This window comes from Priestia sp. FSL P4-0332, from assembly GCF_038005845.1.
In the GTDB taxonomy this organism is placed as follows: domain Bacteria; phylum Bacillota; class Bacilli; order Bacillales; family Bacillaceae_H; genus Priestia.
On record NZ_JBBOUA010000001.1, the window covers coordinates 826,271 to 850,077 of the forward strand.

Here is a 23,807-nt window from a genome sequence, read left to right on the forward strand (position 1 = left end):
TCTCCTAGAACAAATTAAGGTATACAGTTTTCGATATCCAAAGAATATTTCGTGCGGTCATTAATTCATAAAATGTCCCTGAAAAAGGATTAATGGCGGAAAAATTGGGGAATATGCACTTTGACATTTAATTTTAGCACAGGAAGGTTTTGAAACATGGACATATTTTTAGCTGTCTTACCAGCCATATTTTGGGGAAGCATTGTGCTTTTCAATGTGAAACTAGGCGGAGGACCTTATAGTCAAACGCTTGGAACCACATTGGGAGCTTTGATTTTCTCCATCGGTATTTATATTTTTGTACACCCTACGCTTACACCTTTAATCTTTGGGGTTGGAGTTGTATCCGGGCTATTTTGGGCAGTTGGACAAAGTAATCAGCTGAAAAGTATTGATTTAATTGGAGTTTCTAAAACGATGCCTATTTCAACTGGGCTTCAGTTAGTTTCCACTTCATTATTTGGAGTAATTGTGTTTCACGAGTGGTCTACAAAAACTTCAATCATTCTTGGTGTGCTCGCTCTTATCTTTATTATTGTAGGGATTGTTTTAGCATCACTTCAAAGCAAAGAAGAGAAAGAGGCTGAAGAAGGAAAAGGAAACTTCAAAAAAGGAATTGTTATTTTATTAATTTCAACCGTTGGTTATTTAGTTTATGTTGTAGTAGCCCGTCTATTTAATGTAGACGGATGGTCGGCTTTATTACCTCAAGCAATTGGTATGGTTATTGGAGGAGTATTGCTGACGTTTAAGCATAAGCCATTTAATAAATATGCAATTCGCAACATTATCCCAGGTCTTATTTGGGCCGCTGGTAATATGTTTTTATTCATCTCACAACCTAAAGTAGGCGTAGCGACAAGCTTTTCGCTTTCTCAAATGGGAATCGTCATTTCAACATTAGGCGGGATCATCATTTTGGGTGAGAAGAAAACGAAGCGTCAGCTAGTTGGGATTATTATCGGGATTATACTGATCATCATAGCAGGAGTCATGTTAGGGCTCGCCAAAAGCTAACTAGGAGGTTATTAACAATGTATAAAGATTTAGAAGGAAAAGTAGTTGTCATAACAGGTTCATCTACCGGTTTAGGAAAAGCAATGGCGATTCGTTTTGCGACAGAAAAAGCTAAAGTAGTTGTGAATTATCGTTCGAAAGAAGAAGAAGCTAACAGCGTTTTAGAAGAAATTAAAAAAGTCGGCGGAGAGGCAATTGCGGTTAAAGGTGACGTAACAGTTGAGTCTGACGTGATCAATTTAGTTCAATCTGCTATTAAAGAATTTGGAAAGTTAGACGTTATGATTAATAACGCAGGAATGGAAAATCCGGTTTCATCTCATGAAATGTCTTTAAGCGATTGGAATAAAGTAATTGATACGAACTTAACGGGAGCATTTTTAGGCAGCCGTGAAGCGATTAAATATTTTGTGGAAAATGATATTAAGGGAACAGTTATTAACATGTCGAGTGTTCACGAGAAAATTCCTTGGCCATTATTTGTTCATTACGCAGCAAGTAAAGGCGGAATGAAGCTCATGACCGAAACACTTGCATTAGAATACGCTCCAAAAGGTATTCGTGTAAATAACATTGGACCGGGAGCGATTAATACACCGATTAACGCTGAGAAATTTGCTGATCCTGAGCAGCGTGCAGATGTAGAAAGCATGATTCCAATGGGATACATTGGAGAGCCGGAAGAAATTGCAGCGGTTGCTGCATGGCTAGCTTCTTCAGAGGCAAGTTATGTAACAGGGATTACGCTCTTTGCTGACGGCGGTATGACACAGTACCCATCATTCCAAGCAGGACGAGGATAAGAAAAAACGCACTCTATAATAGAGTGCGTTTTTTAGTTTTCCTGAGCTTTTTTTTGGTTCTTAGGAGCTGACTGGTGTTGAATTCGTAAAAAAAGCAAAATCAAAACGATGCAGCCAGTGATGCTGTACATCCCAAGAATAAGCGGCTGCTGTGTATCTGTTCCAGAAGTAATGCCGTGATACAGTGCGAGCAAATAGCCTGGAAAAGCAAGAAAATGAATGGCTTTCCAAGTTTTTCTCCCCAGCTGTTTTATAAAATCGGATGTAATAATCAGTACGAATAAAATGTAGAGTGAAATAGTACCAAGACCTGTGCTAATTGGTTTGTAATCGGAAGTGAACGGAATTAAAATGTCATAAAGTGGAAAATGAATCGATTGATCAAATGATAAAACAAGTCCGTGAATCATGCCAAATAATAACCCGAACCACCCTGATGATTGATGAACCAGCAAGAACTGTTTTTTTCGTTTTGGTTTAAAAAACGAAAAGCTGTGAGAAATGCCAGCGGCAACCGATACAAACATTAGTAAATAAGAAGTTAAGCCGGCTGCCCGAATGGTATTCCAAACGGGAAAGTGGGCACTAAATTGCGCGAGGAGAGTAGCCATAGTGGTATACCTGACCTTTCGCATTTTTTTCGATTAACACCTTGCCTTCTTTTGTAACCGCAATTACCTCTAAAGAAGGGTGATGCATTTTAGCTAATCTTAATCCGGCGTCCCATCCGAGAATAAGCATGCATTTTGCATAGACTTCAGAAACGGTCAAGTCTTCTGAAACAACCGTTGCTTGCAGAAGCTCTGATGAACTAGGCTTGCTGATTCTGCCGTCAATAATATGATGGTGAGTGTGTCCGTTTACTTTCCACAATCGCTTGCCCACACTGCTTGTGGCAATGCCACTGTTGCTCTTTACTTTAATGCTCATGAGATTTTTTGATAAATCAAATGGATGAGAGAGCGCGATAGACCAGTGCTTGCTAGCAGGCCCCCACGTTACAATATCACCGCCTCCATCGATTGCCCCAAGTGAAGTTCCTTTTTTCTTTAATTGATTCGCCATTTGCTGAATGCTCCAACCTTTTGCGATTCCGCCTAAATCCAGACCGACATTAGAAGCAAGCTGAATACTTCTCATTCCTTTATGAATCATAATAGGGTTAACAGCATCAAAAGCTGCTACTTCTTGAGGAAGCTGATTGTTAGGCAGTTGTTCAAAACTTTGGTCATATCCTAGAGTTTGAATAGAATGATACAGAAATGGGTTGAAAATTCCGTTTGTCTCATTGTAATAGTAAGAGGCTGTTTTTACAGCTTCATACAACATTTTTGACGGTAAAAATAATCTTCCGTTCAGCGAATTAAGCTGTGAAAGCTCGCTTGTTGGAAGAAAGCGGCTTAGCGTTTCTTCTACAAGATAACACCAGCTCTCCACTTTTTGGCTGACAGGTGTTTCAAGCTGGTATACGTTAAATGTAGTATTCATTGCTTTAAATGAGTAGCTCATTACATCACATCCTTAAGAAGGTCTTGACTGCATAGAAGAATCATCGTTATTGCCCCAATTATCCTGACTATTTCCGGAATCATCATTAGACCACTGATCTTGCTGGCTACTTGAATCATCGTCTGACCATTGACCACTTTGTTCACTAGAACTGTCATTTGACCATTGATCTTGCCCGTTAGTTCCATTGTCCATATTGGAGTCGGATCCTGAATCTGGAAATAGGTCCGTCTCATCTTCCGTTTGAGTTTGAGATGAATTATCGGCTGATGTATCGTTATTTAGTGCTGTAGCTGTTGAATTTGTTTGATCATATTTTTGAGAAAGTCCTACAAAAGTGGTAAATGCAGCAACGCTCGATAAACCAACCATCCATTTTGTCCATTTATTAGCTGCCATTGATATGCTCCTTTTATCTTTCATATTTTGCAACTGAACACTGAAGAAAAACTGCAGTGGAAGGTAACATTCATCGTTCAATTGTTATAGTTCAATATAGACAGAAAAAATGAAAAAATAGTGAAATAGATGTAGGTTGGATTATTTTTGTAGGAAATTCAGTGAATTATTAGATTAAAAAAGGGTTGTTCTTTTTAGAACAACCCTTTTTTAATCAGCGATAAATCTTACTAATTGATACGTAATAAACCGTTAACTGCACAAGAGAAAGAAGCAAAAGAACGGCAATGGGATAGAAGCTAAAAGAATTAGGCAACAGCGGATAAAAAGCTATTAATATAGCACCTATAGGAATAGAAAATAGGAGAAAAACAAAGGCTTTTTTACAAGCTTCTGCTGTTATCATCTTTTCACGTTCATCTTCTTCTGCAAATTCAAAAGGAAATAATAAAGGCGAAACGTTCTTCGTCTTTTTACGCGCGCGGTAGTAAAAAAATGAGACAATTAAAAGGACAATTAAAGAAGCAAAAGAGCCTATAGACATAGTAATTTCCCACGGGGGTTCAGGGTCGGTCATAACTTCACTAAATTGAATATTTAGGCTTAAAAAATCATATAAAAACCACCCTACGCATAACAGAGACACTACATTCAATAAATAAGATTTAATAACATTACTCAATATTTTTCTCCTCCTTTTGAAGTCTAAAAACATCTTCCATTTTTAATTGAAAGACATCACAAATTGTTAAACCAAGTAGTAGGGAGGGAACGTAATTTCCCTTTTCAATAGCTGCAATGGTTTGGCGAGTGGCTCCAACTTTTTCAGCTAAATCTCCTTGTGTATATCCATGTTTAGCTCTAAGCTCTTTTACGTGATTAATAAGAGTCAATATGATCACCCGCTGCCTTTTTAATAAATTTGTTAAGTTGATTTAACATTATGTAAAGTTAATTTAACACCAATGGGATGATTTTTCAATAAGTAATGGATAAAAAATACAAAAAAGATCCTAGAAGAATTCTTCAGGATCTTTTTTGTTAATAAATTTCTTTAATGCCAGACAAACGAATGGAAAAAATGTTTTGTTTTTCATCTCGTAGGGAGAGGGTTTGGTCGGTTAGGTTTAAATTTTGGATTTTTCCTTTGAAGGTTTGAAGCAGGCCATTTTCGTAATAATTCACGGTTACATGTTTGTTTTTCTTTAGCGCTTTTAAAATCATTTATTCATCTCCTTTCATGTGTGCATCTGTTATGAAAAGAAAGCTGTGGCTTAAGCATAGGAATTTGGAGAATGCTCAAGGCAGAATTATTATTATACAGCAAGATGAGAATAGTTTGTAGATAAATTGTGAAAAAATGCACAAGTTTGCAGTACGGGTGTTGCAACAGAATACAGTATATGAGGGGAGAAGGGGTTTTATGATAAAAAAAGGTGATTTTAGTTTATTTATTTGTGGGTATTAGGTAAACTAGTAGATGAATTTAAAGAATCTATCTATAGTTGTGAAGGCTAGGATTTCATTTAATTTTCATTTTCTATGAGTATAATGATAAAGGTTTTCTATATGTTCTTTGTGAATCTACTCATAAACTAATCGAGAAAGGAAAATCAAAATGAAGCGAATCGTTTCTAAGCCGCTGCACTATTTCATATTAGCCGCTGTTTTAATGTGGATAAAGTCGTACGTGGCTTATAAAACTGAATTTAACTTAGGCGTAAGCGGCGTAATGCAGCAAATACTGCTGTTCATAAACCCTGTGAGTTCAGTGCTGATTTTTTTAGGAATCGGCTTATTTTTTAAAGGAAAGAAAGCAGGAGCTTGGATTCTTGCAGGCAGTTTCATTATGACGCTGCTGTTATACAGCAACATTCTCTATTATCGTTTTTTTAACGATTTTGTAACGCTTCCTACACTATTGCAGACAAGTAATGCGGGAAGTATGGGCGGAAGCATTATGGATTTATTAAAAGCACATGATGTTTTTTATTTTGTTGATTTTATTATTTATTTTTTCTTCTTTTTTAGTAAAAAAATTGACTGGCATAATGAAAAAGTATCGGTTAAGAATGCTGTAACTATTCTTTCTTTAGGATTCATGGTCTTTTCTGTCAACTTAACATTAGCAGAAATTGATCGCCCGCAGCTTCTATCTCGAACTTTTGACCGCAATTATTTAGTAAAGTATCTAGGCGCCTATAATTATACGATGTATGACGGTGTTCAAACTGCTCAAAACTCTAAACAGCGAGCTTTTGCAAGCAGCAATGATTTAACAAACGTCGTTAATTTTAAAAACAGTCATTATGCGGAACCTAATTCCGTTTATTTTGGAAAAGCTAAAGGGAAAAATATTATTAAAATTCATTTGGAATCATTTCAGTCTTTTTTAATTGATTACAAATTAAATGGCCAGGAAGTGACACCTTTCTTAAATTCGTTGGCCCATGGAAATGACTTTACGTATTTTGATAACTTCTTTCATCAAACAGGACAAGGAAAAACATCAGATGCTGAGCTGATGATGGACAACTCTCTATACGGCCTTCCTCAAGGTTCTGCCTTTGTACTGAAAGGAAGCAATACGTATCAGGCAGCACCAGCTATTTTAGATCAAAAAGCTGGCTATACGAGCGCTGTGCTGCACGGAGACTATAAGACGTTTTGGAACCGTAACGAAATTTACAAGCAGTTCGGTGTGGATAAGTTCTTTGATGCAAGTTATTACAATATGACGGGTGAAAATAAAATTAATTATGGCTTAAAAGACAAACCGTTCTTTAAAGAATCTGTTCCAATGCTGCAGTCTTTACCACAGCCGTTCTATGCGCATTTAATTACGTTAACAAATCATTTTCCATTTTTACTTGGAAACAATGAGGCAAGCATACAGCCGGCTAACACAGGCGATGCAACAGTTGACCGTTATTTCCAAACGGCTCGTTATTTAGACGAATCATTGCAATCTTTCTTCCAAGAACTGAAAGCTTCTGGGCTTTATGATAATTCTGTAATTATGATTTATGGAGATCACTACGGTATTTCTGAAAATCATAATGCGGCAATGGAAAAAGTAATGGGAAAAGAAATTACGCCTTATGAAAATGCTCAGCTGCAGCGTGTACCTCTATTCATTCACGTTCCTGGAGTGAAAGGCGGAGTTAATCATACGTACGGTGGAGAAATTGACGTTGTGCCAACTCTTCTTCATTTAGTAGGGATTGACAGCAAAGAGTTTATCCAATTTGGCACAGATTTATTTTCTAAGGATCATGATGATGTAGTGGCATTCCGCAATGGCAACTACGTATCTCCGAAATATACATTAGTGGATGGAACGTATTATGATTCTAAGACGGGCCAAGCGCTTAAAGAAAATAATCAAATGAAAGCTTATAAACAGAAGGTAGCGAAAGAACTGGAATTATCTGATCAAGTGCTTTATGGAGACTTACTTCGTTTCCACAAGCTGAAGGATTTCCAAACAGTCGACCCTTCGAAATATATGTACGGGAAAGAAGAAACAGAAACATCAGCTAAATAAAGCTAAAATCAAAAGAACATGATGACTTCTGCAAAGCAGAATGAACATCATGTTCTTTTTTACTGTAAACTATTCATCAATAAATTTCTTTAATTCCCGATAAGCGAATAGAGAAAGTATTTTGCTGTTCATCTTTTAATGAAAGCGTTTGGTCTGTTAAATCTAGGCGCTGTACTTTTCCTTTAAACGTTTGAAGCAAACCGTTTTTATAATAGTTAATTGTAACGGCCCCGTTTTTTCTTAATGCTTTTAAAATCATTTTCAAAACTCCTTCCATATTTAAAATGTGTATGATTAACGAGCTGTAACATTCATTTTCATTTGCATATTTTTATTATACACAAAAATAGAAAGCGTTTTCACTTAAAGTTTGAACACTTTGTGAAAACTTTAACAGAGAATGTGACAAATACATACAGAAACTGATTTATTTGTCGTATTCATCATAAAACACATTTATGAAAGGAGTGTTAAGAACGTGTTAAAACTTTATGGATGGAAGAATATTATAAAATATCGTTTGAAATGTCGTAGTGAATCCATTCATCGTTCGTTACATTTCCGCCCATTTTTCTGTAAAGCATTTGGGCTCTTGTATTATCATAAGCCGTTTCCCAAGACATAGCTGCATACTGATGTTCTTTTGTATACTGATGACTGGCCGAAAATAACTTTTCTCCAATTTTTTGTCCTCTTGCTTTTTCAGTAACGTACAAGTCATTTAAGATCGCTACAGGCTTTACACGCGTGGTGCTAAATGTAAAATAAAGCGTCGAAAACCCTACTGCCTCGTCATTTTGAGTCGCGATAAACTGAACGCCAGCATCCGGATGGTGAAACAAGTGATTAATTAAATTTCTCAGCTGCTTTTTGGTAGGCTGAGGGCGCTTGTAAAAATCAACAATGTATTCGTTCATTAATGAAATAATTGCTTCCATGTCAGCGGCATTAGCTTGACGAATTGTAATAGTAGTCATTAAATCTTCTCCTTTTTAATCAGATGATCTACACTTATAGTAAAAGAAATGTATCCCCTCTAAAAGAGCCAGATTTGAAAAATAAAATAGGGACAGATGAAAGGAGCTAGCGTGAAGTTCACACCTTTATTAAACCGCAAAGATGATATGCCTTTGTATCACCAGCTATATGAATATATAAAAAAAGAAATTGTATCCAGCAGGGTTGAAGTAAATGACAAACTGCCGTCTATCCGGTCTCTTGCTGATTACTTGAATGTAAGTCGAAATACTGTAGATATGGCCTATCAGCAGCTTTTAGCTGAAGGATATGTAGAAAGCAGGCCCAAAAGTGGACTGTACGTAACGAATACACAGTTTGATTTACTGCAAACAGATAAAAAGCCGACTGTATTTTTACACCCTCACTCAGAAACAAAGTTGTGTACCTATGATTTTCGGTATGGAAAAGTTGATAGCCGTTTGTTTCCCTTGAATGAGTGGAAAAAACGATACAATGAAAGTCTTCAAACTTATAGAGAAGCGCTGTTCACGTACCAAGAAAGTCAAGGAGAAGAATCACTGCGAGAAGAAATTGCGACGTACCTTTATCAGTCAAGAGGAGTGGTTTGTTCAAAACATCAAATTATTATTGGAGCAGGTACGCAGCAATCACTCAGTTTATTAGCGCAGATGTTAAAGCAAAGCATCAGAGATATTGCCTTTGAAAATCCTTGTTATGACGGGGCTAGCTTTGTATTTAAGCAGCATGGATTTTCCTTAAAACCCGTGTCGCTTAATAACAAAGGTATAAACATCCAAGAGCTTTATGATAGCCTAGCACGAGCTGTTTATGTCACACCATCTCATCAGTTTCCATACGGAATGATCATGCCTGTTTCAAGAAGAATAGAGCTTCTTAAATGGGCGAATGACCGCAACGGGTTTATTATTGAAGATGATTATGACGGAGAATTTCGTTATAAAGGCTCTCCCATCCCTTCATTGCAAAGCTTAGACACTAAGGGTCGCGTCATTTATACGGGTACATTTTCAAAATCTTTTATGCCTTCTTTAAGAATCAGCTACCTTGTACTACCTGAAGTTCTTCTAAAAGAATATCATGAACGTTTCTCTTTATACGAGCAAGCTGTTCCAACTCTCCATCAACAGACGCTCGGGCTGATAATGAAAAATGGAGAGTGGAGTAAGCATTTAAGAAGAGTGAGAACTGCTTATCAACTGAAACACGGTACTCTTTTAGCAGCTTTACAGAAGGGGTTTAACAAAAACATCACGGTGTCAGGAGAATCTGCAGGTTTGCATATACTTGTACGCGTGCACAACGATATGAACGAACAGCAATTAATTAACGCAGCTCGAAAGCAAGATGTCTCCGTCTACGGTACCTCTCGTTATTGGCTTACGGAAGTACCTAAACAAAAGCCTCATATTTTGTTAGGCTTCGGAAGTTTAGGGAGAGAAGAAATAGAAGAAGGAATAAAACGATTAAAAAAGGCTTGGTTATAAATCCATGCTCGTTTTTTCGGTTTCTTGACAAAAGTTGCCTAGTCCTTTAGACTTTTTTGCATATATTTTAAATTATCTGAAAGGAGGATAGGGTAATCGAAGCTAACTGCTAGTGGACAACCCTAGATTAAACAATGAATCCTATCCAACAAATTTTACATACATTCCCTGTGATTGTACTAGATGGTGCAATGGCAACTGAACTTGAAAGATATGGCTGTGATTTAAACGACAGCTTATGGTCTGCAAAAGTGTTGATGGAGCAGCCGGAACTGATTAAGAGAGTCCACCAAGATTACTTTGCAGCGGGAGCTGACTGTGCAATTACAGCAAGTTATCAAAGTACATTTGAAGGTTTTGCTAAACGTGGTTTGAGTGAAGCAGAGGCTCGCGAGTTAATTCAAGCATCTGTAAAAATTGCGGCTGAAGCAAGAGATGAATTTTGGCAGCAAGAAGAGAATCGTCGTAATCGTCCAAAACCAATTGTCGCCGCTTCGGTAGGGCCTTACGGAGCATTTTTAGCAAACGGATCGGAATATACTGGACAGTATGACGTAACAGAAGAAGAGTTAATGGAATTTCATCGTCCTCGTATGAAAGCATTAATTGAAGCAGGAGCGGACGTGTTAGCTTGTGAAACCATTCCTAATGTAATGGAAGCAAGAGCCATTGCGAGGCTGCTAGAAGAGTTTGAAGGAGCGTACGCATGGATTACGTTCAGCGCAAAAGATGATCTGCACATTAGCAGCGGAACATTAATCTCGGAGTGTGCACGCTACCTGGATTCCTATGAGCAAGTAGCGGCGCTTGGAGTTAACTGTACGCCGCCTCAATATATTTCTTCACTTATTAAAGAAATTAAATCTCAAACGGATAAGCCGGTCATTGTGTATCCAAATTCAGGGGAGCATTATGATGCTGAATCTAAAACATGGAACGGGACATCTGCGGGCGAAACGTATGGCTGCAGCGCTCACAGCTGGTATGAAGCAGGTGCTCAGTTAATCGGAGGGTGCTGTCGTACAACTCCAGATGATATCAAAGGCATTACAAAATGGGCTAGAAAATAACAGATTGAAAGAAAGAGAATGTGAGAAAAGTGTTTCGCTAACGTTAAACACGAACGATCTATCAAAAATAGATAGTTCGTGTTTTTTATGGTCATGGTGAACGTAGGTTTCGTGTGCGCAGGTCCTTCTAGCTGTTGGTTAGAGGGCAAGGCGAAGACTCCCGCGGAAAGCGGAGCCTTGCACGGAAATCAACAGCGGTGTCACAAGCAGTTCAGCTCATTTATTCCCATTTTCCGTCTGTAGATTGGATTCATTTTATTATGTCCCAACCTTTTTTTTCTGTAAAATAAAAGAATACAAGTTGAAAAATCTTTATTTGAACGAAAGAAGGGATGATGAAAGTGAAAGATATTAAAAATATTTATTGTGTAGGCCGGAACTACGCACTGCATGCAAAAGAATTACATAATGATATTCCAACATCACCTTTTTTATTTTCCAAACCTACTCACGCTCTCGTTGAAGCAGCTGGACAATCAATTACTCTTCCTAGCGACCAAGGAGAGGTGCACTTTGAAACTGAACTGATTCTTCATATTGGACAATCTTACAAAGAGGGCATAACAGTGGATGAACTTGTTGACGAGATGACGATTGGATTAGACTTGACGCTTCGAGACGTGCAGAGCGAATTAAAACAAAAAAAGCACCCTTGGCTGCTTGCAAAAGGATTCAAACATTCAGCGGTCGTGGGAAACTTTATTCCATTTGAAGGAGTAGAAGCATCTAAGAAGAAAGACTTTTCGCTAGTGAAAAACAATGAACGCGTGCAGCTGGGGAATATTAAAAATTTGATTTTTGACTTACAAACGATTATTGATTTTACAGGAAAACATTTTGGTCTTGATAAAGGAGATCTTATTTTTACAGGGACACCTGAGGGAGTAGGTCCGCTTTCTCATCATGATGAGCTTTCACTTAAATGGGGACAGCAAGAGCTTGGTTCCTGCATCATTTCCTTTCGTTAACAAAAAGAGGCTGGGACAAAAGTAGTTTAGTTGAAGGAAGATCCGAACGATGAATCGAGATTCTTGATAGAGAATCCAACTCGTTCGGATTTTTTATTGTGATGGTGAACGTAGATTATATATTTGCTTCTAGCTGTCGATTAGAGGGCAAAGCGAAGACTCCTGCGGGGGAAGTGGAATGGATGAGACCCTGCAGGAGCGTAAGCGACGAGGATGCTCAGCGGCCGCCCTCGGAAAGCGAAGTCTTGCACGGAAATCAACAGCGGCGTACCACGCAGTCCAAATCATTTATCCCATTTGTTCGTATTTAGATTGTCTTGATTTCGTTATGCCTCAATCTCTTTTTTTTGCGAAGTCTTAATTTTTTAGCCTTCAGAATGAATTTAATACCCAATGGGAAAGCTGTTTCTATCTCCTGTAGAAAACGAGGTCCTCAGCATGGTGCTCTTAATCCTTACAACGGTGATTTCTATTTTGAGCGTACTAGTTATGCCAAAACGTATCAGCTGGATAGAAATGTACACAACTTCTTTGTTTGTCATGTTTTTAGGATCAGTAGCAGATGTATATCTTGATGTTAAATATAATCTTTATGGATTCTTTACAAAAGGAGTACCCAAACAGAAGTGTTTTATTATAACGAATGGAAGACGCTATACTCATTTTTTTGCTATCCTTTTCTTTATATAGCAATGGTTTTAAATTTAAAAATGATACGCAGGCTTCAGATTATCGATAAACAAAAATAGAAATAAAAAAAAGTAATGATAAATCATAAAAAAATGATATTTTATTAATGGCTACATATGTAATATAGTAAAAATAGAAAATAAACGAAGCAGCATATAAGCAGGGTTAAAAAACATCAAAACGGGAATCTTGACATTAACTTCATGTTTTTAACCATGTATTGTGAATGAATATACTTATTGCTAAATAATATGTTGTAGAAGGAATTTAGCAAAGGAGGCAAGAAGATGTTTAAGCGTAGTGAAAAAATCCAAATTCATGGCGTAACATTTCATGGAGTCATGAGTGCGAAGCAAAAAGCCGTCCTGCAGGAAATTGCTAATGTAACAGACGAAAAAGACTGGGATGGGCTAAAAGGTGTATATTGCTTAGGCAGTGTAAAGGTGCAAGGAAAAGATGTGCTAGGTGTGTACTATGGCCAATTTAATGATAACCTTCCAAAAGAGAAGCGCAAACTTCAGTTTGAAATTGACTATATTAAATATACAGTAACGGAATGTCCTATTGTCTTTATCGATACAACAAAAAATAAAAAGCCTCATCAATTTGCTTTTATCATTCTGCATGAATTAGGCCATCATGTGGATCGTATGACAAATGGAACGCTTTTAAAAGAAGGAAATAGAACGCAAGAAATGTTTGCTAATACGTATGCTTTAGAGAAATATTCAAAAATAGAAAAGTTCCAAACAAAGAAGTTGAAAAACATTCCATTTTTAGAGGAGTCTCTTACTCAATGGAATAAAACTCCTCATCCTGGAGCTTATTCTCTTAGAGTTCAAATTGAATAATTCACGAGAATAGTTCCTCTCTCTCCGTTTTTTATTTTCCTATCTTTTTTCCTCTTCCTTTCTTTTATCCTTCCAATGAACAAAAAGGATTTAATTACCCATAAAGTTTTAAAAGTTTTTATAGTACGAATTATTTACACTATACCCTCCTGTAAATTATGATTATTTTAAGAAAAAACAGAAAATTTTAAAGTTTTAAGGTACAACTTAATAGTGAACAAGCGATGTTGTAATCGTATAGACGAACTGGCATACATATGCGAGTCATACATACAAACGAATCGCTTCCACTGTTATGAAAGCGGATTCAAAAATAGGAGGGGTAATAATGTTAGCTATTCTTGGGTTTTTGATGGTTTGTACATTTATGTTTCTAATTATGACAAAACGATTAACGCCGCTTATTGCTTTAATGGTTATTCCAGTATTGTTTGCCATCATAGGGGGATTCACAAGTGATATTGGAGAAATGGCTTTAAATGGTGTAAAAGAATTAGCACCTACAGGCGTTATGTTAATGTTTGCTATTTTATATTTTGGAATTATGATTGATGCTGGTTTGTTTGATCCAGTTGTAGGAAGAATTTTAAAAATCGTAAAAGGTGATCCACTAAAAATCACAATTGGTACAGCTATTTTAGTTCTTATTATCTCATTAGACGGAGACGGAACAACAACATATATGATTACGCTTTCAGCGATGCTTCCGCTTTATAAAAAGCTAAACATGAAGCCGATGATTTTAGCCTGTATCGCTATTATGGGTAGTGGAGTTATGAACTTAACGCCTTGGGGCGGACCTACTGCTCGTGTGATGAGCGCATTGAAGTTAGATGCTTCACAGGTGTTTACACCACTTATTCCAGCCATGATTGGTGGAGCTGGTTGGTTATTATTCACGGCTTACTATTTCGGGAAAAAAGAGCGCCAGCGCTTAGGTGTTATTGATATTCAAGACGTCACAAATGCTCAAGTAGCTTTTGCAGAAGCAGCCGCTGCTGAAGGAATCGAGTACAAGCGTCCGAAGCTTTTATGGGTAAACTTTGCTTTAACAGCTCTATTATTAGTAGGACTTATCACAGCAGTTATGCCGCTTCAAATTCTATTTATGATTGGATTTGCAATCGCTATCATGATTAACTATCCAAATTTAGAAGTTCAAAAAGAGCGTATTACAGCACATGCTGGTAATGTACTTGCTGTTGTATCTCTTGTATTCGCAGCAGGCGTATTCACAGGCATTTTATCTGGTACAAAAATGGTAGATGCAATGGGTAATAGTTTAGTAGGATTAATTCCAGATGCGTTAGGGCCTTACATGTCTGTGATTACAGCCATCACAAGTATGCCATTTACGTTCTTTATGTCAAATGATGCTTACTACTATGGGATTTTACCAATTATTGCTCAAGCAGCTTCAGCATACGGTATTGATGCTGCAGAAATTGGCCGTGCTTCATTGATTGGTCAACCTGTTCACTTACTAAGTCCTTTAGTTGCTTCTACGTATCTATTGGTCGGTATGGCAAAAGTCGAGCTTGGTGAATTCCAGCGCTTTACTTTAAAGTGGACGATTGGAACAGCGATGGTGATGCTTTTAGTAGCTATTATTACAGGAGTTATTACGCTGTAAAGATCATGAACCTAAAAACTTATCAATTCCGCTTTTGGGATTGATAAGTTTTTTTGTCTAAAAAGCTTTTGGAATAAGGAGCGGATATACAAAAAATTTTGATAAAATAAAAGAGGAATAGAACTATAAGGTAAAGGCTAAAGGTGCGATGAAATGAAAAAATGGTTTCAAGTATCGCTGCAAACAAAAATCGTAGGTTTATCCGCAGCATTAATCATAACTGTTATTGTTCTTTTAGCGAGTATTTTCTCTTACATGCAGTTTGTAGAATCTAAAAGGCAAGCCGAGCAGCTGGCTCTTCAAGCAGCCAAATCAATATCATTTATGCCCGAAGTCAAAGCTGCTTTTCAAAAAAAACAGCCGAGTCGCTATATTCAGCCGCTTGCCGAGCAAGTGAGGGAACAAATCGGAGCAGCAAGTATTGTGGTTCAAAACCGTGAGCAAATCATCTATTCTCATTCTAATCAAAAATGGATAGGAAAGAAAAACAAAGAGCCGGTTAACGATAGAGCACTATTATTCGGCGGATATTATACGCTTGACGGAGAGGGAACCACAGGTCCTGCTATTATGGGGAAAGCGCCTATTGTCATCAGTCACGGAAAGTATACGGAGGTCGTAGGAGTAGTGACGGTTGAGTTTTTAAAGTCTCATGTTCATGCTCAGCTTATTACGCGTATTCAGCAAATTATCCTATTTTCACTAGCTGTTTTATTACTTGGTATGATCGGAGGTATTTTTTTAGCTAAAAGTATTAAAAAAGATACTCTCGGTCTTGAGCCCCATGAAATCGCTTCTTTATACCGTGAACGAAATGCGATTTTACTTTCGATAAAAGAAGGAATTATTGCTATTGATCATCAAGGCTTTATTACGATGATGAATACATCAGCTAAAAATATGCTAGGGCTACAGGCGGAATATTTACATCATCATATCATTGAAGTATTTCCTTATACGAATATGATTGAAGTGCTAGATACAGGAATAGCCCGAAGCGACCAAGAGATTTTTCTAAATGAAAAAACGTTTATCTTAAACTTAACACCTATTATTGAACATCAACGAATTGTAGGAGTGGTCGCTAGTTTTCGTGATAAGACAGAATTAAAAAGCTTAATCAATACGATTTCAGAAGTACGAAGGTATTCAGAGGATTTACGAGCTCAAACGCATGAGTTTACGAATAAGCTGTATGTTTTGTCGGGTTTGCTGCAGTTAGGGCAGTACAAAGATGCATTTGAGTTTATTCAAAAAGAATCAGCCGTACACCAAACACAAAATCGTATTCTATTTGATCAGATATTAGATTCTAAAGTCCAAGCAATATTGCTTGGGAAGATTGGAAAAGCATCTGAAAAGAAAATTCATTTTTCGGTTGATTCGGAGAGTACACTCGATACGCTCCCAGAACATATTGAAATTTCTCATCTCATTATCATTATTGGGAACTTAATTGATAATGCATTTGAAGCGGTGAGTCAGCAGTCTAAAAAAGAAGTGTCGTTTTTTATTACCGATATTGGTCATGATTTAATTATTGAAGTGATGGATAACGGACCAGGTATATCAGAAGAAGTACTAAATCAAATTTTCACAAAAGGTTTTTCAACCAAAGGTACAGATAGAGGATACGGACTGGCAAATATAAAGAAAATGGTAGATGAACTTGGAGGATCTATTGAAGTGTATAATCAGCCAGAAGGAGGAGCCATTTTTTCAGTTTACCTTCCAAAAAACTGAATCATGAGAAGTAAGGGGAGAGTCGAAATGTTACGAGTCGCAATTGCAGAAGACGATTTTCGAATTGCTCAAGTTCAAGAGCGATTTTTATTAGAAGTAGATGGTGTAGAAGTTGTAGGCAAAGCGTTGAATGCAAAAGAGACGCTTGAGATGTTAAAGGAGAAGAAAGTTGATTTACTTCTTTTAGACATCTATATGCCAGATGAAATGGGAACGGATTTACTGCCAAAAATTAGAGCGCAGTTTCCACAAGTTGACGTTATCGTGGTAACGGCTGCAACAGAAAAAAACATTGTAGAAATCTGTTTGAGAAACGGCGTCGTTAATTATTTGATTAAGCCCGTTATGATGGAATCCTTCATTAATGCTATTAAACAGTATCAAGAGAAAAAGGAACTGTTTAGTACGCATGAAGAAGTTGATCAATCATTTATTGATGCGTACTTTGGACATGTCAGAACAAAGCCAAAAGCGGATAAATCTCTTCCTTCAGGTATTGATGGTATCACATTACAAAAGTCAAAAGACATTTTAAAAAGCATCAAAGGAATTACAATCGAAGAGATGGGGCAACAAATGGGAGTATCTAGAACGACAGCTAGACGATATTTAGAGTATCTAGTATCAACTGGTGAATGTCACGTTGAATATGATTATGGGATTATTGGACGGCCGGAGCGCAAGTACTATTTAGCGTAGCATTAGCCTTGAAGGATGGTATATATGATCAAAAAGCTCATGATAGTGTTTATAAGTGTATTGCTTGTTAGCTGTTCTTCTCCCTCTAAAAAAGAACGTATTGATATGAAAAAAATTGAAATTGTGGCAGCCGGTGCAAAAGGCGGAGGAGCAGATGCAACAGTAAGAGCCATTCAACAAGTGCTAACGGAAAAGAAGATTGTGAAGGTACCCGTTTCTGTTAGTAATAAAATAGGTGGGCAAGGTGAAGAAGGATGGAAATATATTAAACAGAGAAAAGAAGGGAATATTGTTTCCGGAAATTCCAGTTTGCTGATTACAAATAATTTGCTAGGGCAAAGTCAATTAACCTATAAAGACTTTACTCCGCTCGCTATTTTAACATCTGAATGGGAGGTCATCGTAGTCCCTGCTAACTCTCCTATATATAATTTAAAACAGCTCATACGCACGTTAAATCAAAGTGAATCCAGTATGAAAGTGGGAATATCACCTCGCTTAGGAAACGACGATCATTTATCGTTCATGCAGCTAAATAAAAAAGCAGGCGTAGACTCTTCCAAGCTTGAGTTCTTCGTTTACAACAGCAGTCATAAAGTGATCGATGCGCTCGTTCATCATCAGCTAGATGTAGCACCTATGTCATTATCAGAAGTAAAAAAGCAGTACGAACAAGGGCAGGTAAGAATACTCGCCGTTTCTTCTCCCAGCAGGCTAGAAGAGCTAAAAGAGATCCCCACGTGGAAAGAAGCGGGAATTGACGTAACATTTAGCCATTGGAGAGGTCTAATGGGACCGCCTAATATGACCAAAGAGCAGGTAGCATATTGGAATAAGACAGTGTATGAAATGGTTCATACAAAAGAATGGGAACAACTGCTTAAAGATAACGATTTAACCTCTTTTTATAAAAATAGCAGCGGTGCTAAGGTATTTCTTGAACAGCAAAGCAAGCTGTATTCTGACTTAATGGGTGGAACAAATGATGAATAAATACAATAGAAAGACGTTGGGACAAAAGAATTTTAGACGAAGTGAAAAACGAACCATTGATCAAGATGTTTGATTCGTGGTTCGTTTTTTTGTTGTGGTAAGCATAGTTTCATCTGTTTCGTTCCTTCTAGCAGTTGATTGGAGGGCAAGACGAAGACTCCTGCGGGAAAAGCGGAACAGGTGAGACACCACAGGAGCGTAAGCGACGAGGAAGCTCACCGGCCGCCCGCGGAAAGCGAAGTCTTGCACGGAAATCAACTGCGGTGTCAAAAGCAGTTCAGCTCATATATCCCATTTGTTCGTCTTTAGATTGAATTCATTTCGGTATGTCTCAACCTCTTTCTATCAGTGTACATCCTTTAAATCCAAGTTTTGAATGAACTCAATAAAAGCTTTTACGATGTTAATTTTTAATGAATCCTCATGATAAAACATCCATGTACTGCGTGTTAAAGGCTGCTGGTCTTTTGTTTTTAACGTGTATCTGTAAATCTCTGCTGCGTCATCAAGCAGCATACTCGGCAAAATCGCATAACCGAGTCCGTTTACAACCATCTTTTTGCATGTTTCTGCTTTATCCACTTCAATACTGACAAGGGGAGGCTGAGAGTAATTTTCAGCCCACCAGTTATCAACAGATGTTTTTAAAAAACGATCCTGGTGATAGTCAATTCGAGGTATATTGGGAAGGTTGTTTATGTCAACAGGCTGTGCAGACGCAATGCAAATCGTTTCTTTAAAAAGCAACTCTTTCTGATCCTGCCAGTTATAATCACCTTTTACAAACGCAATATGAACATCGTGCTTATAAAGTAAGTGGGCCATGTCACTGCTCCATCCGGTCGTGACTTTGAATTCAACGTCAGGAAATCGCTCTTTAAATAACCGTAATAGTCCAGGGAGCTTGTAGTCAGTGAAAAAGTTAGACACTCCTAGACGTAAAGTACCGGTTAATTGATCATCCATGTTTAACACATTTTCTTTTATTTTTTGAAGCGTGAGCAGCATTTCTTCTGCGCACTTCACTAAATATTCTCCCTGCGGTGTAAACTGAACTCCGCGGCGTCCTCTGTTCACAATCTGAACATGAAATTCCTTCTCCATCTGCTGCAGTCTATGCGTAAGCGCAGGCTGAGAGATAAACAGTTCCTTGGCTGCTTTTGTAATGTTTTTTTCTCGATACAACACTTGTAGAATAAGCCAATCTCGATCGTCCATACTACCCCTCCAGGAATAAAAAAAATGAATGGTTTATAATAAAATTTCGATATTTTAATTATCTCTAAAATTATACTATAGTTAAGAAGAGGAATGTTCGGTGTAAGAAAGAAAAGCCTTGTAGAAGGAAGGAAGTAGATATGAACGCAAGAATTATTTTTTTACAATCTATATTTTTTATTTTATTAACAAGCGTGGGAGGATTTCTTTTATCGTTAACAGGCTTATCCATTGGCTGGATGCTTGGGACCCTCATTTTAGCTGCTATTCTAGCTTTCCGAAAGCCGGGTTTTTTATCTCAAACAAGCAAAAAAGGTATTCCAAAATATTGGCTGTACGCAGGACAGTGTATTTTAGGAATTGAATTAGGTCAAAAGATTAACTTGTCTGTATTAACTACGTTTCAATCTCACTGGTCCACCATTACGATCATGCTTTTGCTGTCCGTTGTTTTTTCTCTTTTATCCGGTTATTTGCTATGGAAGTTCAGTTCCACAGACTTATTAACAAGCTTTTTCGGCACGACTCCTGGAGGAATGAGCGCAATGCCAGGTATGGCTGAAGAGGTAGGGGCCAATACGGCAGTTGTAAGCATCATTCAAACGATGCGCGTGTTTTTAGTTGTGCTTGCTGTTCCTTTATTTGTGGTCTATTGGGGAAGTAATACAGGTCGGCATGCAGTGTCAGCTACTCCAAGTATTTTTGGGTGGGAATCACTGCTATGGACAGGCGTTTTAATCGTTACAGCAGTAGTAGGCTATTATATAGGAAAAAAACTAAAATTTCCTGCTCCTTGGTTAGTAGGGGGAATGCTTACTGTTGCGATTGTTCAAACAGCTGCTTCATCGTACGCGGGCTATAATCTTCAAGCATACTGGCCTCATTCTGTGATGATTTTATCGCAAATTTTTATCGCGTCAAGCATTGGTTCTCGCTTCCATAAAGAAATGTTTATTGGCGTAAAAAAAATTATAGTTGTTGCGCTTATTAATACAATCGGCTTAATTGCTGCTATGTTTGTTTGTGCACTATTCGTCTCCAAAATAACTGGAATTGAGCTTATTACGTCTATTTTAGCTTTTGCTCCTGGAGGCATTGCAGAAATGGCGACTACATCCATTGTATTGCAAGCCGATTCGACGTTGGTAGTAGCGGTCCAAGTGCTTCGAATTTTAACCATTTGGCTGCTTCTTCCTCCGCTGTTTCGCATGTTTCATCAATGGGGAGAAAGAAAAAGAATACATTCACACGTTTCATAATAAATATGTGAATGCACTAGGCAAAGTAAGAGAGAGTTTTAAAGAGGGAAATGGGGGGAGAATAGATGAGTAATAAAGAAATGGTGGTCAGTCAGTTCGGGGGGAATGCTGGAAAGTACGTCAAAAGTAAAGGTCATGCGAAAGGCAAAGATTTAGCTGTTTTAGCGGAAATTGCTGAAGAAAATAGAGGAGGAAAGCTGCTTGATGTAGCAACAGGAGGAGGACACGTGGCAAATAAGCTAGCACCTGTCTTTCAAGAAGTAACGGCTTTTGACTTAACTCCTCAAATGTTGCAAAGTGCTGAAGGCTTCATTACAGGAAATGGTCATGAAAACGTATCTTTTGTTCAAGGAGATGCTGAAGATATGCCATTTCAAGATGACGAGTTTGATACTGTAACGTGCAGAATTGCACCGCACCATTTTCCAAACATTAAACAGTTCATCAAAGAGGTATATCGAGTGTTAAAGCCAGGCGGACAATTCTTGCTCATTGACAATGTAGCCCCGGAAGTGAATGCTTATGACGAGTTTTATAATCGAGTTGAAAAGACAAGAGATCCAAGCCATTATCGTGCTTATAAAAAAACAGAGTGGCTTTCTATGCTTGAAATGCAAGGATTCCGTATAGAAGTGCTGACAACTTTTCCAAAGCGTTTTTTATTTGATGACTGGTGTGGGATGATGAATGTTCCGGAAGAGACAAAGCGTGATCTTACTCAATATATGCTGAATATACCAAGCGGATTTAAGCAGTTTTTCGAAATCAAAACGAATCAACAAAGAATTGAATCGTTTCAAGGAGAAGCAATCTTTGTAGCTTGTTACAAGAATAAATAAAAAGAAGCCAACTCACCGGAGTTGGCTTCTTTTTTACTTATGCTCGTTGTTTTGAACGATTTCCAAAATATTGAGTAATACGGTCTAAAATAATCGCTAAAATAACGATTGAAATTCCGGCTTCAAAGCCCGTGCCAACTTCAAGTCGAGAAACTGCACGATATACTTCCGCACCAAGTCCCGGAGCACCTACAAGAGAGGCGATAACAACCATTGAGAGAGATAGCATGATGCTTTGGTTAATTCCTGCCATGATTGTTTTTGTAGCTAATGGAAGCTGTACTTTAAATAATTTTTGTTTTGTTGTTGAACCGTAGGCATTTGCTGCTTCTACTAAGTCAGCGGGTACTTCACGGATACCTAAGTTCGTTAAGCGAATCGTTGGAGGCATTGCAAAGATAACAGATGAGATAACACCTGGTACCACACCGATTCCAAAGAAGAAAAGTGCTGGAATCAAATAAACAAATGCGGGCATTGTTTGCATAAAGTCTAAGATTGGCGTAATAATTCGAGCCGTCTTTTCGCTTTGAGATGCCCAAATGCCTAGCGGGATTCCTACTATAATCGAAATAAATACGCTTGTTAAAACGAGGGCGAGTGTGTCCATTGTTTCTTGCCAGTAGCCAAGGTTAAGAATAAATAACAGGCCAATCATCGATAAAATAGTAAACGACCATTTTTTACTTGAAAACCAAGCAATGATTCCGACAATTAAGATTAAAATTAATGCTGGGGGAAAGGTTAGCACTAGTACAATAAAACTTACAATACCATCGACAATAGCTGAAATAACATCAAAGAATCCTTTGATATTGTCATTTAAAAACGTGACAAAATGGTCAATCCAATTGCCAACGGGAATTTTAGGGATACTATTCATTTACGTTCACCTCATTACTATCAGTACCGGCGAGTGCTTCAATCACTCGTTCTTTTTTTATGATGCCGCGCAGACGATGGTTTTCATCTACAACTGGTAGCGGAAAGCGACTGATAACCATTTTGTCGTACAAGTTTTCTAGTAGCGTATCTGTTGTAACAGTCGGAATATCCGTATCTAATACGTCTGCTGTCAGTTTATCTTGTTTAATGGCGCGGCTAATATCATCTGCAGTTACAACTCCTAGAAGAGTTTTTTTCTTGTCTACTACATAGATGCTTGAATAACCAGCTTCTTGCATAATTTTAAGCGCCACGCGCGGACCTCGGTCTACGGTAATGGATTCGGCACGATTCATCACGCTTTCAGCTGTGTATACTTTAGCTACATTAACGTCTTCGACAAAGCGCTCGACATAATCATTAGCGGGATTTGTCATAATTTCTTCGGGTGTTCCTACTTGAACAACACTGCCGTCTTTCATTAATACGATTCGATCTCCGATTCGAAGGGCTTCATCAAGATCATGGGTAATAAAAATGATTGTTCGTTCCATTTTTTCTTGAAGCTCTAGTAAGAAATCTTGCATATCTTTACGAATAAGCGGATCTAATGCACTGAATGCTTCATCCATTAGTAAAATGTCAGGGTCATTGGCAAGCGCTCGAGCGAGTCCGACACGCTGCTGCATACCGCCGCTCAGTTCACCAGGATATTGATTTTCGTATCCTTTTAAACCTACTAGTTCAAGCGCTTCTTTTGCTTTTTTTTCACGTTCGGCCTTTGGTGTACCTTGAACTTCTAATCCGTATTCTGTGTTATCAAGAACTGTACGGTGAGGGAATAAGGCAAAGTTTTGGAAGACCATGCTCATTTTTTTTCGGCGCATGTCGCGAAGTTCCTCTTTGTTCATTTTTACTACATCGGCACCGTCTAAAATAAGGGATCCAGATGTTGGTTCAACAAGGCGATTAAACATACGAACTAAAGTGGATTTACCACTTCCAGACAGTCCCATAATAACGAAGATTTCACCGGATTTGATTTCGAAGTTTGCTTGATTAACTCCGATTGTCATTCCTGTTTCTTCTAGAATTTCTTTTTTTGTTTTTCCTTTTTGAAGTAAATCAATCGCTTTTGACGGATTCTTACCAAACACTTTGGTTATATTTTTTACTTTTAATTTTACGTGTTCCATAT

Annotated in this window: 26 protein-coding genes; 15 read left to right on the forward strand and 11 right to left on the reverse strand. The window is 37.8% G+C overall.

What is annotated here, in order from left to right; all coding sequences use genetic code 11:
• The first annotated feature begins 156 nt into the window (after window positions 1–156).
• Both MKY06_RS04310 and gdh read left to right on the forward strand, forming a co-directional pair.
• Window positions 157–1,017, forward strand: coding sequence for a RhaT/GlcU family sugar-proton symporter (locus MKY06_RS04310; protein ID WP_028407570.1), 861 nt, complete (start codon window positions 157–159; stop codon window positions 1,015–1,017).
• 17 nt (window positions 1,018–1,034) lie between these two features.
• On the forward strand, window positions 1,035–1,820 hold the full coding sequence (gene gdh / locus MKY06_RS04315; RefSeq protein ID WP_013055546.1) for a glucose 1-dehydrogenase: 786 nt from the start codon (window positions 1,035–1,037) through the stop codon (window positions 1,818–1,820).
• A gap of 32 nt (window positions 1,821–1,852) precedes the next feature.
• Here gdh and MKY06_RS04320 read toward each other — a convergent pair whose 3' ends face one another.
• The 6 genes from MKY06_RS04320 to MKY06_RS04345 all read right to left on the reverse strand — a co-directional run bounded on the left by MKY06_RS04320 (window position 1,853) and on the right by MKY06_RS04345 (window position 4,952).
• A complete protein-coding gene (locus MKY06_RS04320) occupies window positions 1,853–2,431 on the reverse strand; it encodes a ferric reductase-like transmembrane domain-containing protein (protein WP_029324835.1) in 579 nt (192 codons plus the stop codon).
• Window positions 2,406–3,329: an FAD:protein FMN transferase gene (locus MKY06_RS04325; protein ID WP_013055548.1), complete on the reverse strand. Its 924-nt coding sequence runs from the start codon at window positions 3,327–3,329 to the stop codon at window positions 2,406–2,408. The genes MKY06_RS04320 and MKY06_RS04325 overlap by 26 nt, the downstream gene beginning before the upstream one ends.
• Before the next feature lie 12 nt (window positions 3,330–3,341).
• On the reverse strand, window positions 3,342–3,752 hold the full coding sequence (locus tag MKY06_RS04330) for a hypothetical protein (RefSeq protein WP_240524170.1): 411 nt from the start codon (window positions 3,750–3,752) through the stop codon (window positions 3,342–3,344).
• A 190-nt stretch (window positions 3,753–3,942) separates the two neighbouring features.
• Complete coding sequence (locus tag MKY06_RS04335; protein ID WP_223268937.1) at window positions 3,943–4,410, reverse strand: MFS transporter; 468 nt, start codon at window positions 4,408–4,410, stop codon at window positions 3,943–3,945.
• Window positions 4,403–4,621, reverse strand: a complete 219-nt coding sequence (locus MKY06_RS04340; protein WP_013055551.1) for a helix-turn-helix transcriptional regulator — start codon at window positions 4,619–4,621, stop codon at window positions 4,403–4,405. Before MKY06_RS04340 ends, MKY06_RS04335 begins: the two co-directional genes overlap by 8 nt.
• A gap of 148 nt (window positions 4,622–4,769) precedes the next feature.
• Window positions 4,770–4,952 (reverse strand): YolD-like family protein, encoded by a 183-nt coding sequence (locus MKY06_RS04345; protein WP_013081871.1) that lies wholly within the window; start codon window positions 4,950–4,952, stop codon window positions 4,770–4,772.
• A 394-nt stretch (window positions 4,953–5,346) separates the two neighbouring features.
• Here MKY06_RS04345 and MKY06_RS04350 point away from each other — a divergent pair, with 394 nt between their 5' ends.
• Complete coding sequence (locus MKY06_RS04350; protein ID WP_029324836.1) at window positions 5,347–7,275, forward strand: LTA synthase family protein; 1,929 nt, start codon at window positions 5,347–5,349, stop codon at window positions 7,273–7,275.
• Window positions 7,276–7,351: 76 nt separating this feature from the next.
• Here the strand turns inward: MKY06_RS04350 and MKY06_RS04355 are convergent, their stop codons facing one another.
• Both MKY06_RS04355 and MKY06_RS04360 read right to left on the reverse strand, forming a co-directional pair.
• Window positions 7,352–7,552, reverse strand: coding sequence for a YolD-like family protein (locus tag MKY06_RS04355; RefSeq protein ID WP_074893948.1), 201 nt, complete (start codon window positions 7,550–7,552; stop codon window positions 7,352–7,354).
• Window positions 7,553–7,781: 229 nt separating this feature from the next.
• A complete protein-coding gene (locus tag MKY06_RS04360) occupies window positions 7,782–8,252 on the reverse strand; it encodes a GNAT family N-acetyltransferase (RefSeq protein ID WP_098278253.1) in 471 nt (156 codons plus the stop codon).
• Window positions 8,253–8,363: 111 nt separating this feature from the next.
• On the opposite strand from MKY06_RS04360, the gene pdxR reads away from it, so the two are divergent.
• From pdxR to MKY06_RS04410, 10 genes are all read left to right on the forward strand, one after another.
• On the forward strand, window positions 8,364–9,761 hold the full coding sequence (pdxR, locus tag MKY06_RS04365) for a MocR-like pyridoxine biosynthesis transcription factor PdxR (protein WP_064471334.1): 1,398 nt from the start codon (window positions 8,364–8,366) through the stop codon (window positions 9,759–9,761).
• Window positions 9,762–9,895: 134 nt separating this feature from the next.
• Window positions 9,896–10,831, forward strand: coding sequence for a homocysteine S-methyltransferase (mmuM, locus tag MKY06_RS04370; protein ID WP_013055555.1), 936 nt, complete (start codon window positions 9,896–9,898; stop codon window positions 10,829–10,831).
• 335 nt (window positions 10,832–11,166) lie between these two features.
• On the forward strand, window positions 11,167–11,799 hold the full coding sequence (locus MKY06_RS04375) for a fumarylacetoacetate hydrolase family protein (protein ID WP_035439371.1): 633 nt from the start codon (window positions 11,167–11,169) through the stop codon (window positions 11,797–11,799).
• 178 nt (window positions 11,800–11,977) lie between these two features.
• Entirely contained in the window at window positions 11,978–12,160 is a 183-nt protein-coding gene (locus MKY06_RS04380) for a hypothetical protein (RefSeq protein ID WP_098278254.1), read from the forward strand.
• Window positions 12,161–12,776: 616 nt separating this feature from the next.
• Entirely contained in the window at window positions 12,777–13,340 is a 564-nt protein-coding gene (locus MKY06_RS04385; RefSeq protein ID WP_013055557.1) for an ImmA/IrrE family metallo-endopeptidase, read from the forward strand.
• A 328-nt stretch (window positions 13,341–13,668) separates the two neighbouring features.
• A complete protein-coding gene (locus MKY06_RS04390) occupies window positions 13,669–14,973 on the forward strand; it encodes a CitMHS family transporter (RefSeq protein ID WP_013055558.1) in 1,305 nt (434 codons plus the stop codon).
• 153 nt (window positions 14,974–15,126) lie between these two features.
• Window positions 15,127–16,716 carry an ATP-binding protein gene (locus tag MKY06_RS04395; RefSeq protein ID WP_098278255.1) on the forward strand — a complete coding sequence of 530 codons (1,590 nt, stop codon included), beginning with the start codon at window positions 15,127–15,129 and terminating at the stop codon, window positions 16,714–16,716.
• A gap of 27 nt (window positions 16,717–16,743) precedes the next feature.
• Window positions 16,744–17,415, forward strand: coding sequence for a response regulator (locus MKY06_RS04400; RefSeq protein WP_029324842.1), 672 nt, complete (start codon window positions 16,744–16,746; stop codon window positions 17,413–17,415).
• Between the two features lie 24 nt (window positions 17,416–17,439).
• Entirely contained in the window at window positions 17,440–18,408 is a 969-nt protein-coding gene (locus MKY06_RS04405; protein ID WP_029324843.1) for a tripartite tricarboxylate transporter substrate binding protein, read from the forward strand.
• Between the two features lie 134 nt (window positions 18,409–18,542).
• Entirely contained in the window at window positions 18,543–18,722 is a 180-nt protein-coding gene (locus MKY06_RS04410) for a hypothetical protein (protein WP_098278256.1), read from the forward strand.
• Between the two features lie 31 nt (window positions 18,723–18,753).
• On the opposite strand, the gene MKY06_RS04415 is transcribed toward MKY06_RS04410, so the two are convergent.
• Window positions 18,754–19,626 carry a LysR family transcriptional regulator gene (locus MKY06_RS04415; protein WP_013055563.1) on the reverse strand — a complete coding sequence of 291 codons (873 nt, stop codon included), beginning with the start codon at window positions 19,624–19,626 and terminating at the stop codon, window positions 18,754–18,756.
• Window positions 19,627–19,766: 140 nt separating this feature from the next.
• On the opposite strand from MKY06_RS04415, the gene MKY06_RS04420 reads away from it, so the two are divergent.
• Together MKY06_RS04420 and MKY06_RS04425 are read left to right on the forward strand one after the other, a co-directional pair.
• On the forward strand, window positions 19,767–20,885 hold the full coding sequence (locus MKY06_RS04420; RefSeq protein WP_013055564.1) for an AbrB family transcriptional regulator: 1,119 nt from the start codon (window positions 19,767–19,769) through the stop codon (window positions 20,883–20,885).
• Window positions 20,886–20,950: 65 nt separating this feature from the next.
• A complete protein-coding gene (locus tag MKY06_RS04425) occupies window positions 20,951–21,724 on the forward strand; it encodes a class I SAM-dependent methyltransferase (protein ID WP_013055565.1) in 774 nt (257 codons plus the stop codon).
• Between the two features lie 37 nt (window positions 21,725–21,761).
• Here the strand turns inward: MKY06_RS04425 and MKY06_RS04430 are convergent, their stop codons facing one another.
• Both MKY06_RS04430 and proV read right to left on the reverse strand, forming a co-directional pair.
• On the reverse strand, window positions 21,762–22,607 hold the full coding sequence (locus MKY06_RS04430; protein WP_013055566.1) for an ABC transporter permease: 846 nt from the start codon (window positions 22,605–22,607) through the stop codon (window positions 21,762–21,764).
• Window positions 22,600–23,805 (reverse strand): glycine betaine/L-proline ABC transporter ATP-binding protein ProV, encoded by a 1,206-nt coding sequence (gene proV / locus MKY06_RS04435; protein ID WP_013055567.1) that lies wholly within the window; start codon window positions 23,803–23,805, stop codon window positions 22,600–22,602. The genes MKY06_RS04430 and proV overlap by 8 nt, the downstream gene beginning before the upstream one ends.
• Window positions 23,806–23,807: the final 2 nt, after the last annotated feature.

Coding starts and splice junctions, on each gene's coding strand:
- MKY06_RS04310 (WP_028407570.1), top strand. CDS start 157: ATGGACATATTTTTAGCTGTCTTACCAGCCATATTTTGGGGAAGCATT.
- gdh (WP_013055546.1), top strand. CDS start 1,035: ATGTATAAAGATTTAGAAGGAAAAGTAGTTGTCATAACAGGTTCATCT.
- MKY06_RS04320 (WP_029324835.1), bottom strand. CDS start 2,431: ATGGCTACTCTCCTCGCGCAATTTAGTGCCCACTTTCCCGTTTGGAAT.
- MKY06_RS04325 (WP_013055548.1), bottom strand. CDS start 3,329: ATGAGCTACTCATTTAAAGCAATGAATACTACATTTAACGTATACCAG.
- MKY06_RS04330 (WP_240524170.1), bottom strand. CDS start 3,752: ATGAAAGATAAAAGGAGCATATCAATGGCAGCTAATAAATGGACAAAA.
- MKY06_RS04345 (WP_013081871.1), bottom strand. CDS start 4,952: ATGATTTTAAAAGCGCTAAAGAAAAACAAACATGTAACCGTGAATTAT.
- MKY06_RS04350 (WP_029324836.1), top strand. CDS start 5,347: ATGAAGCGAATCGTTTCTAAGCCGCTGCACTATTTCATATTAGCCGCT.
- MKY06_RS04355 (WP_074893948.1), bottom strand. CDS start 7,552: ATGGAAGGAGTTTTGAAAATGATTTTAAAAGCATTAAGAAAAAACGGG.
- MKY06_RS04360 (WP_098278253.1), bottom strand. CDS start 8,252: ATGACTACTATTACAATTCGTCAAGCTAATGCCGCTGACATGGAAGCA.
- mmuM (WP_013055555.1), top strand. CDS start 9,896: ATGAATCCTATCCAACAAATTTTACATACATTCCCTGTGATTGTACTA.
- MKY06_RS04375 (WP_035439371.1), top strand. CDS start 11,167: ATGAAAGTGAAAGATATTAAAAATATTTATTGTGTAGGCCGGAACTAC.
- MKY06_RS04380 (WP_098278254.1), top strand. CDS start 11,978: ATGGATGAGACCCTGCAGGAGCGTAAGCGACGAGGATGCTCAGCGGCC.
- MKY06_RS04385 (WP_013055557.1), top strand. CDS start 12,777: ATGTTTAAGCGTAGTGAAAAAATCCAAATTCATGGCGTAACATTTCAT.
- MKY06_RS04390 (WP_013055558.1), top strand. CDS start 13,669: ATGTTAGCTATTCTTGGGTTTTTGATGGTTTGTACATTTATGTTTCTA.
- MKY06_RS04395 (WP_098278255.1), top strand. CDS start 15,127: ATGAAAAAATGGTTTCAAGTATCGCTGCAAACAAAAATCGTAGGTTTA.
- MKY06_RS04400 (WP_029324842.1), top strand. CDS start 16,744: ATGTTACGAGTCGCAATTGCAGAAGACGATTTTCGAATTGCTCAAGTT.
- MKY06_RS04405 (WP_029324843.1), top strand. CDS start 17,440: ATGATCAAAAAGCTCATGATAGTGTTTATAAGTGTATTGCTTGTTAGC.
- MKY06_RS04415 (WP_013055563.1), bottom strand. CDS start 19,626: ATGGACGATCGAGATTGGCTTATTCTACAAGTGTTGTATCGAGAAAAA.
- MKY06_RS04420 (WP_013055564.1), top strand. CDS start 19,767: ATGAACGCAAGAATTATTTTTTTACAATCTATATTTTTTATTTTATTA.
- MKY06_RS04425 (WP_013055565.1), top strand. CDS start 20,951: ATGAGTAATAAAGAAATGGTGGTCAGTCAGTTCGGGGGGAATGCTGGA.
- MKY06_RS04430 (WP_013055566.1), bottom strand. CDS start 22,607: ATGAATAGTATCCCTAAAATTCCCGTTGGCAATTGGATTGACCATTTT.
- proV (WP_013055567.1), bottom strand. CDS start 23,805: ATGGAACACGTAAAATTAAAAGTAAAAAATATAACCAAAGTGTTTGGT.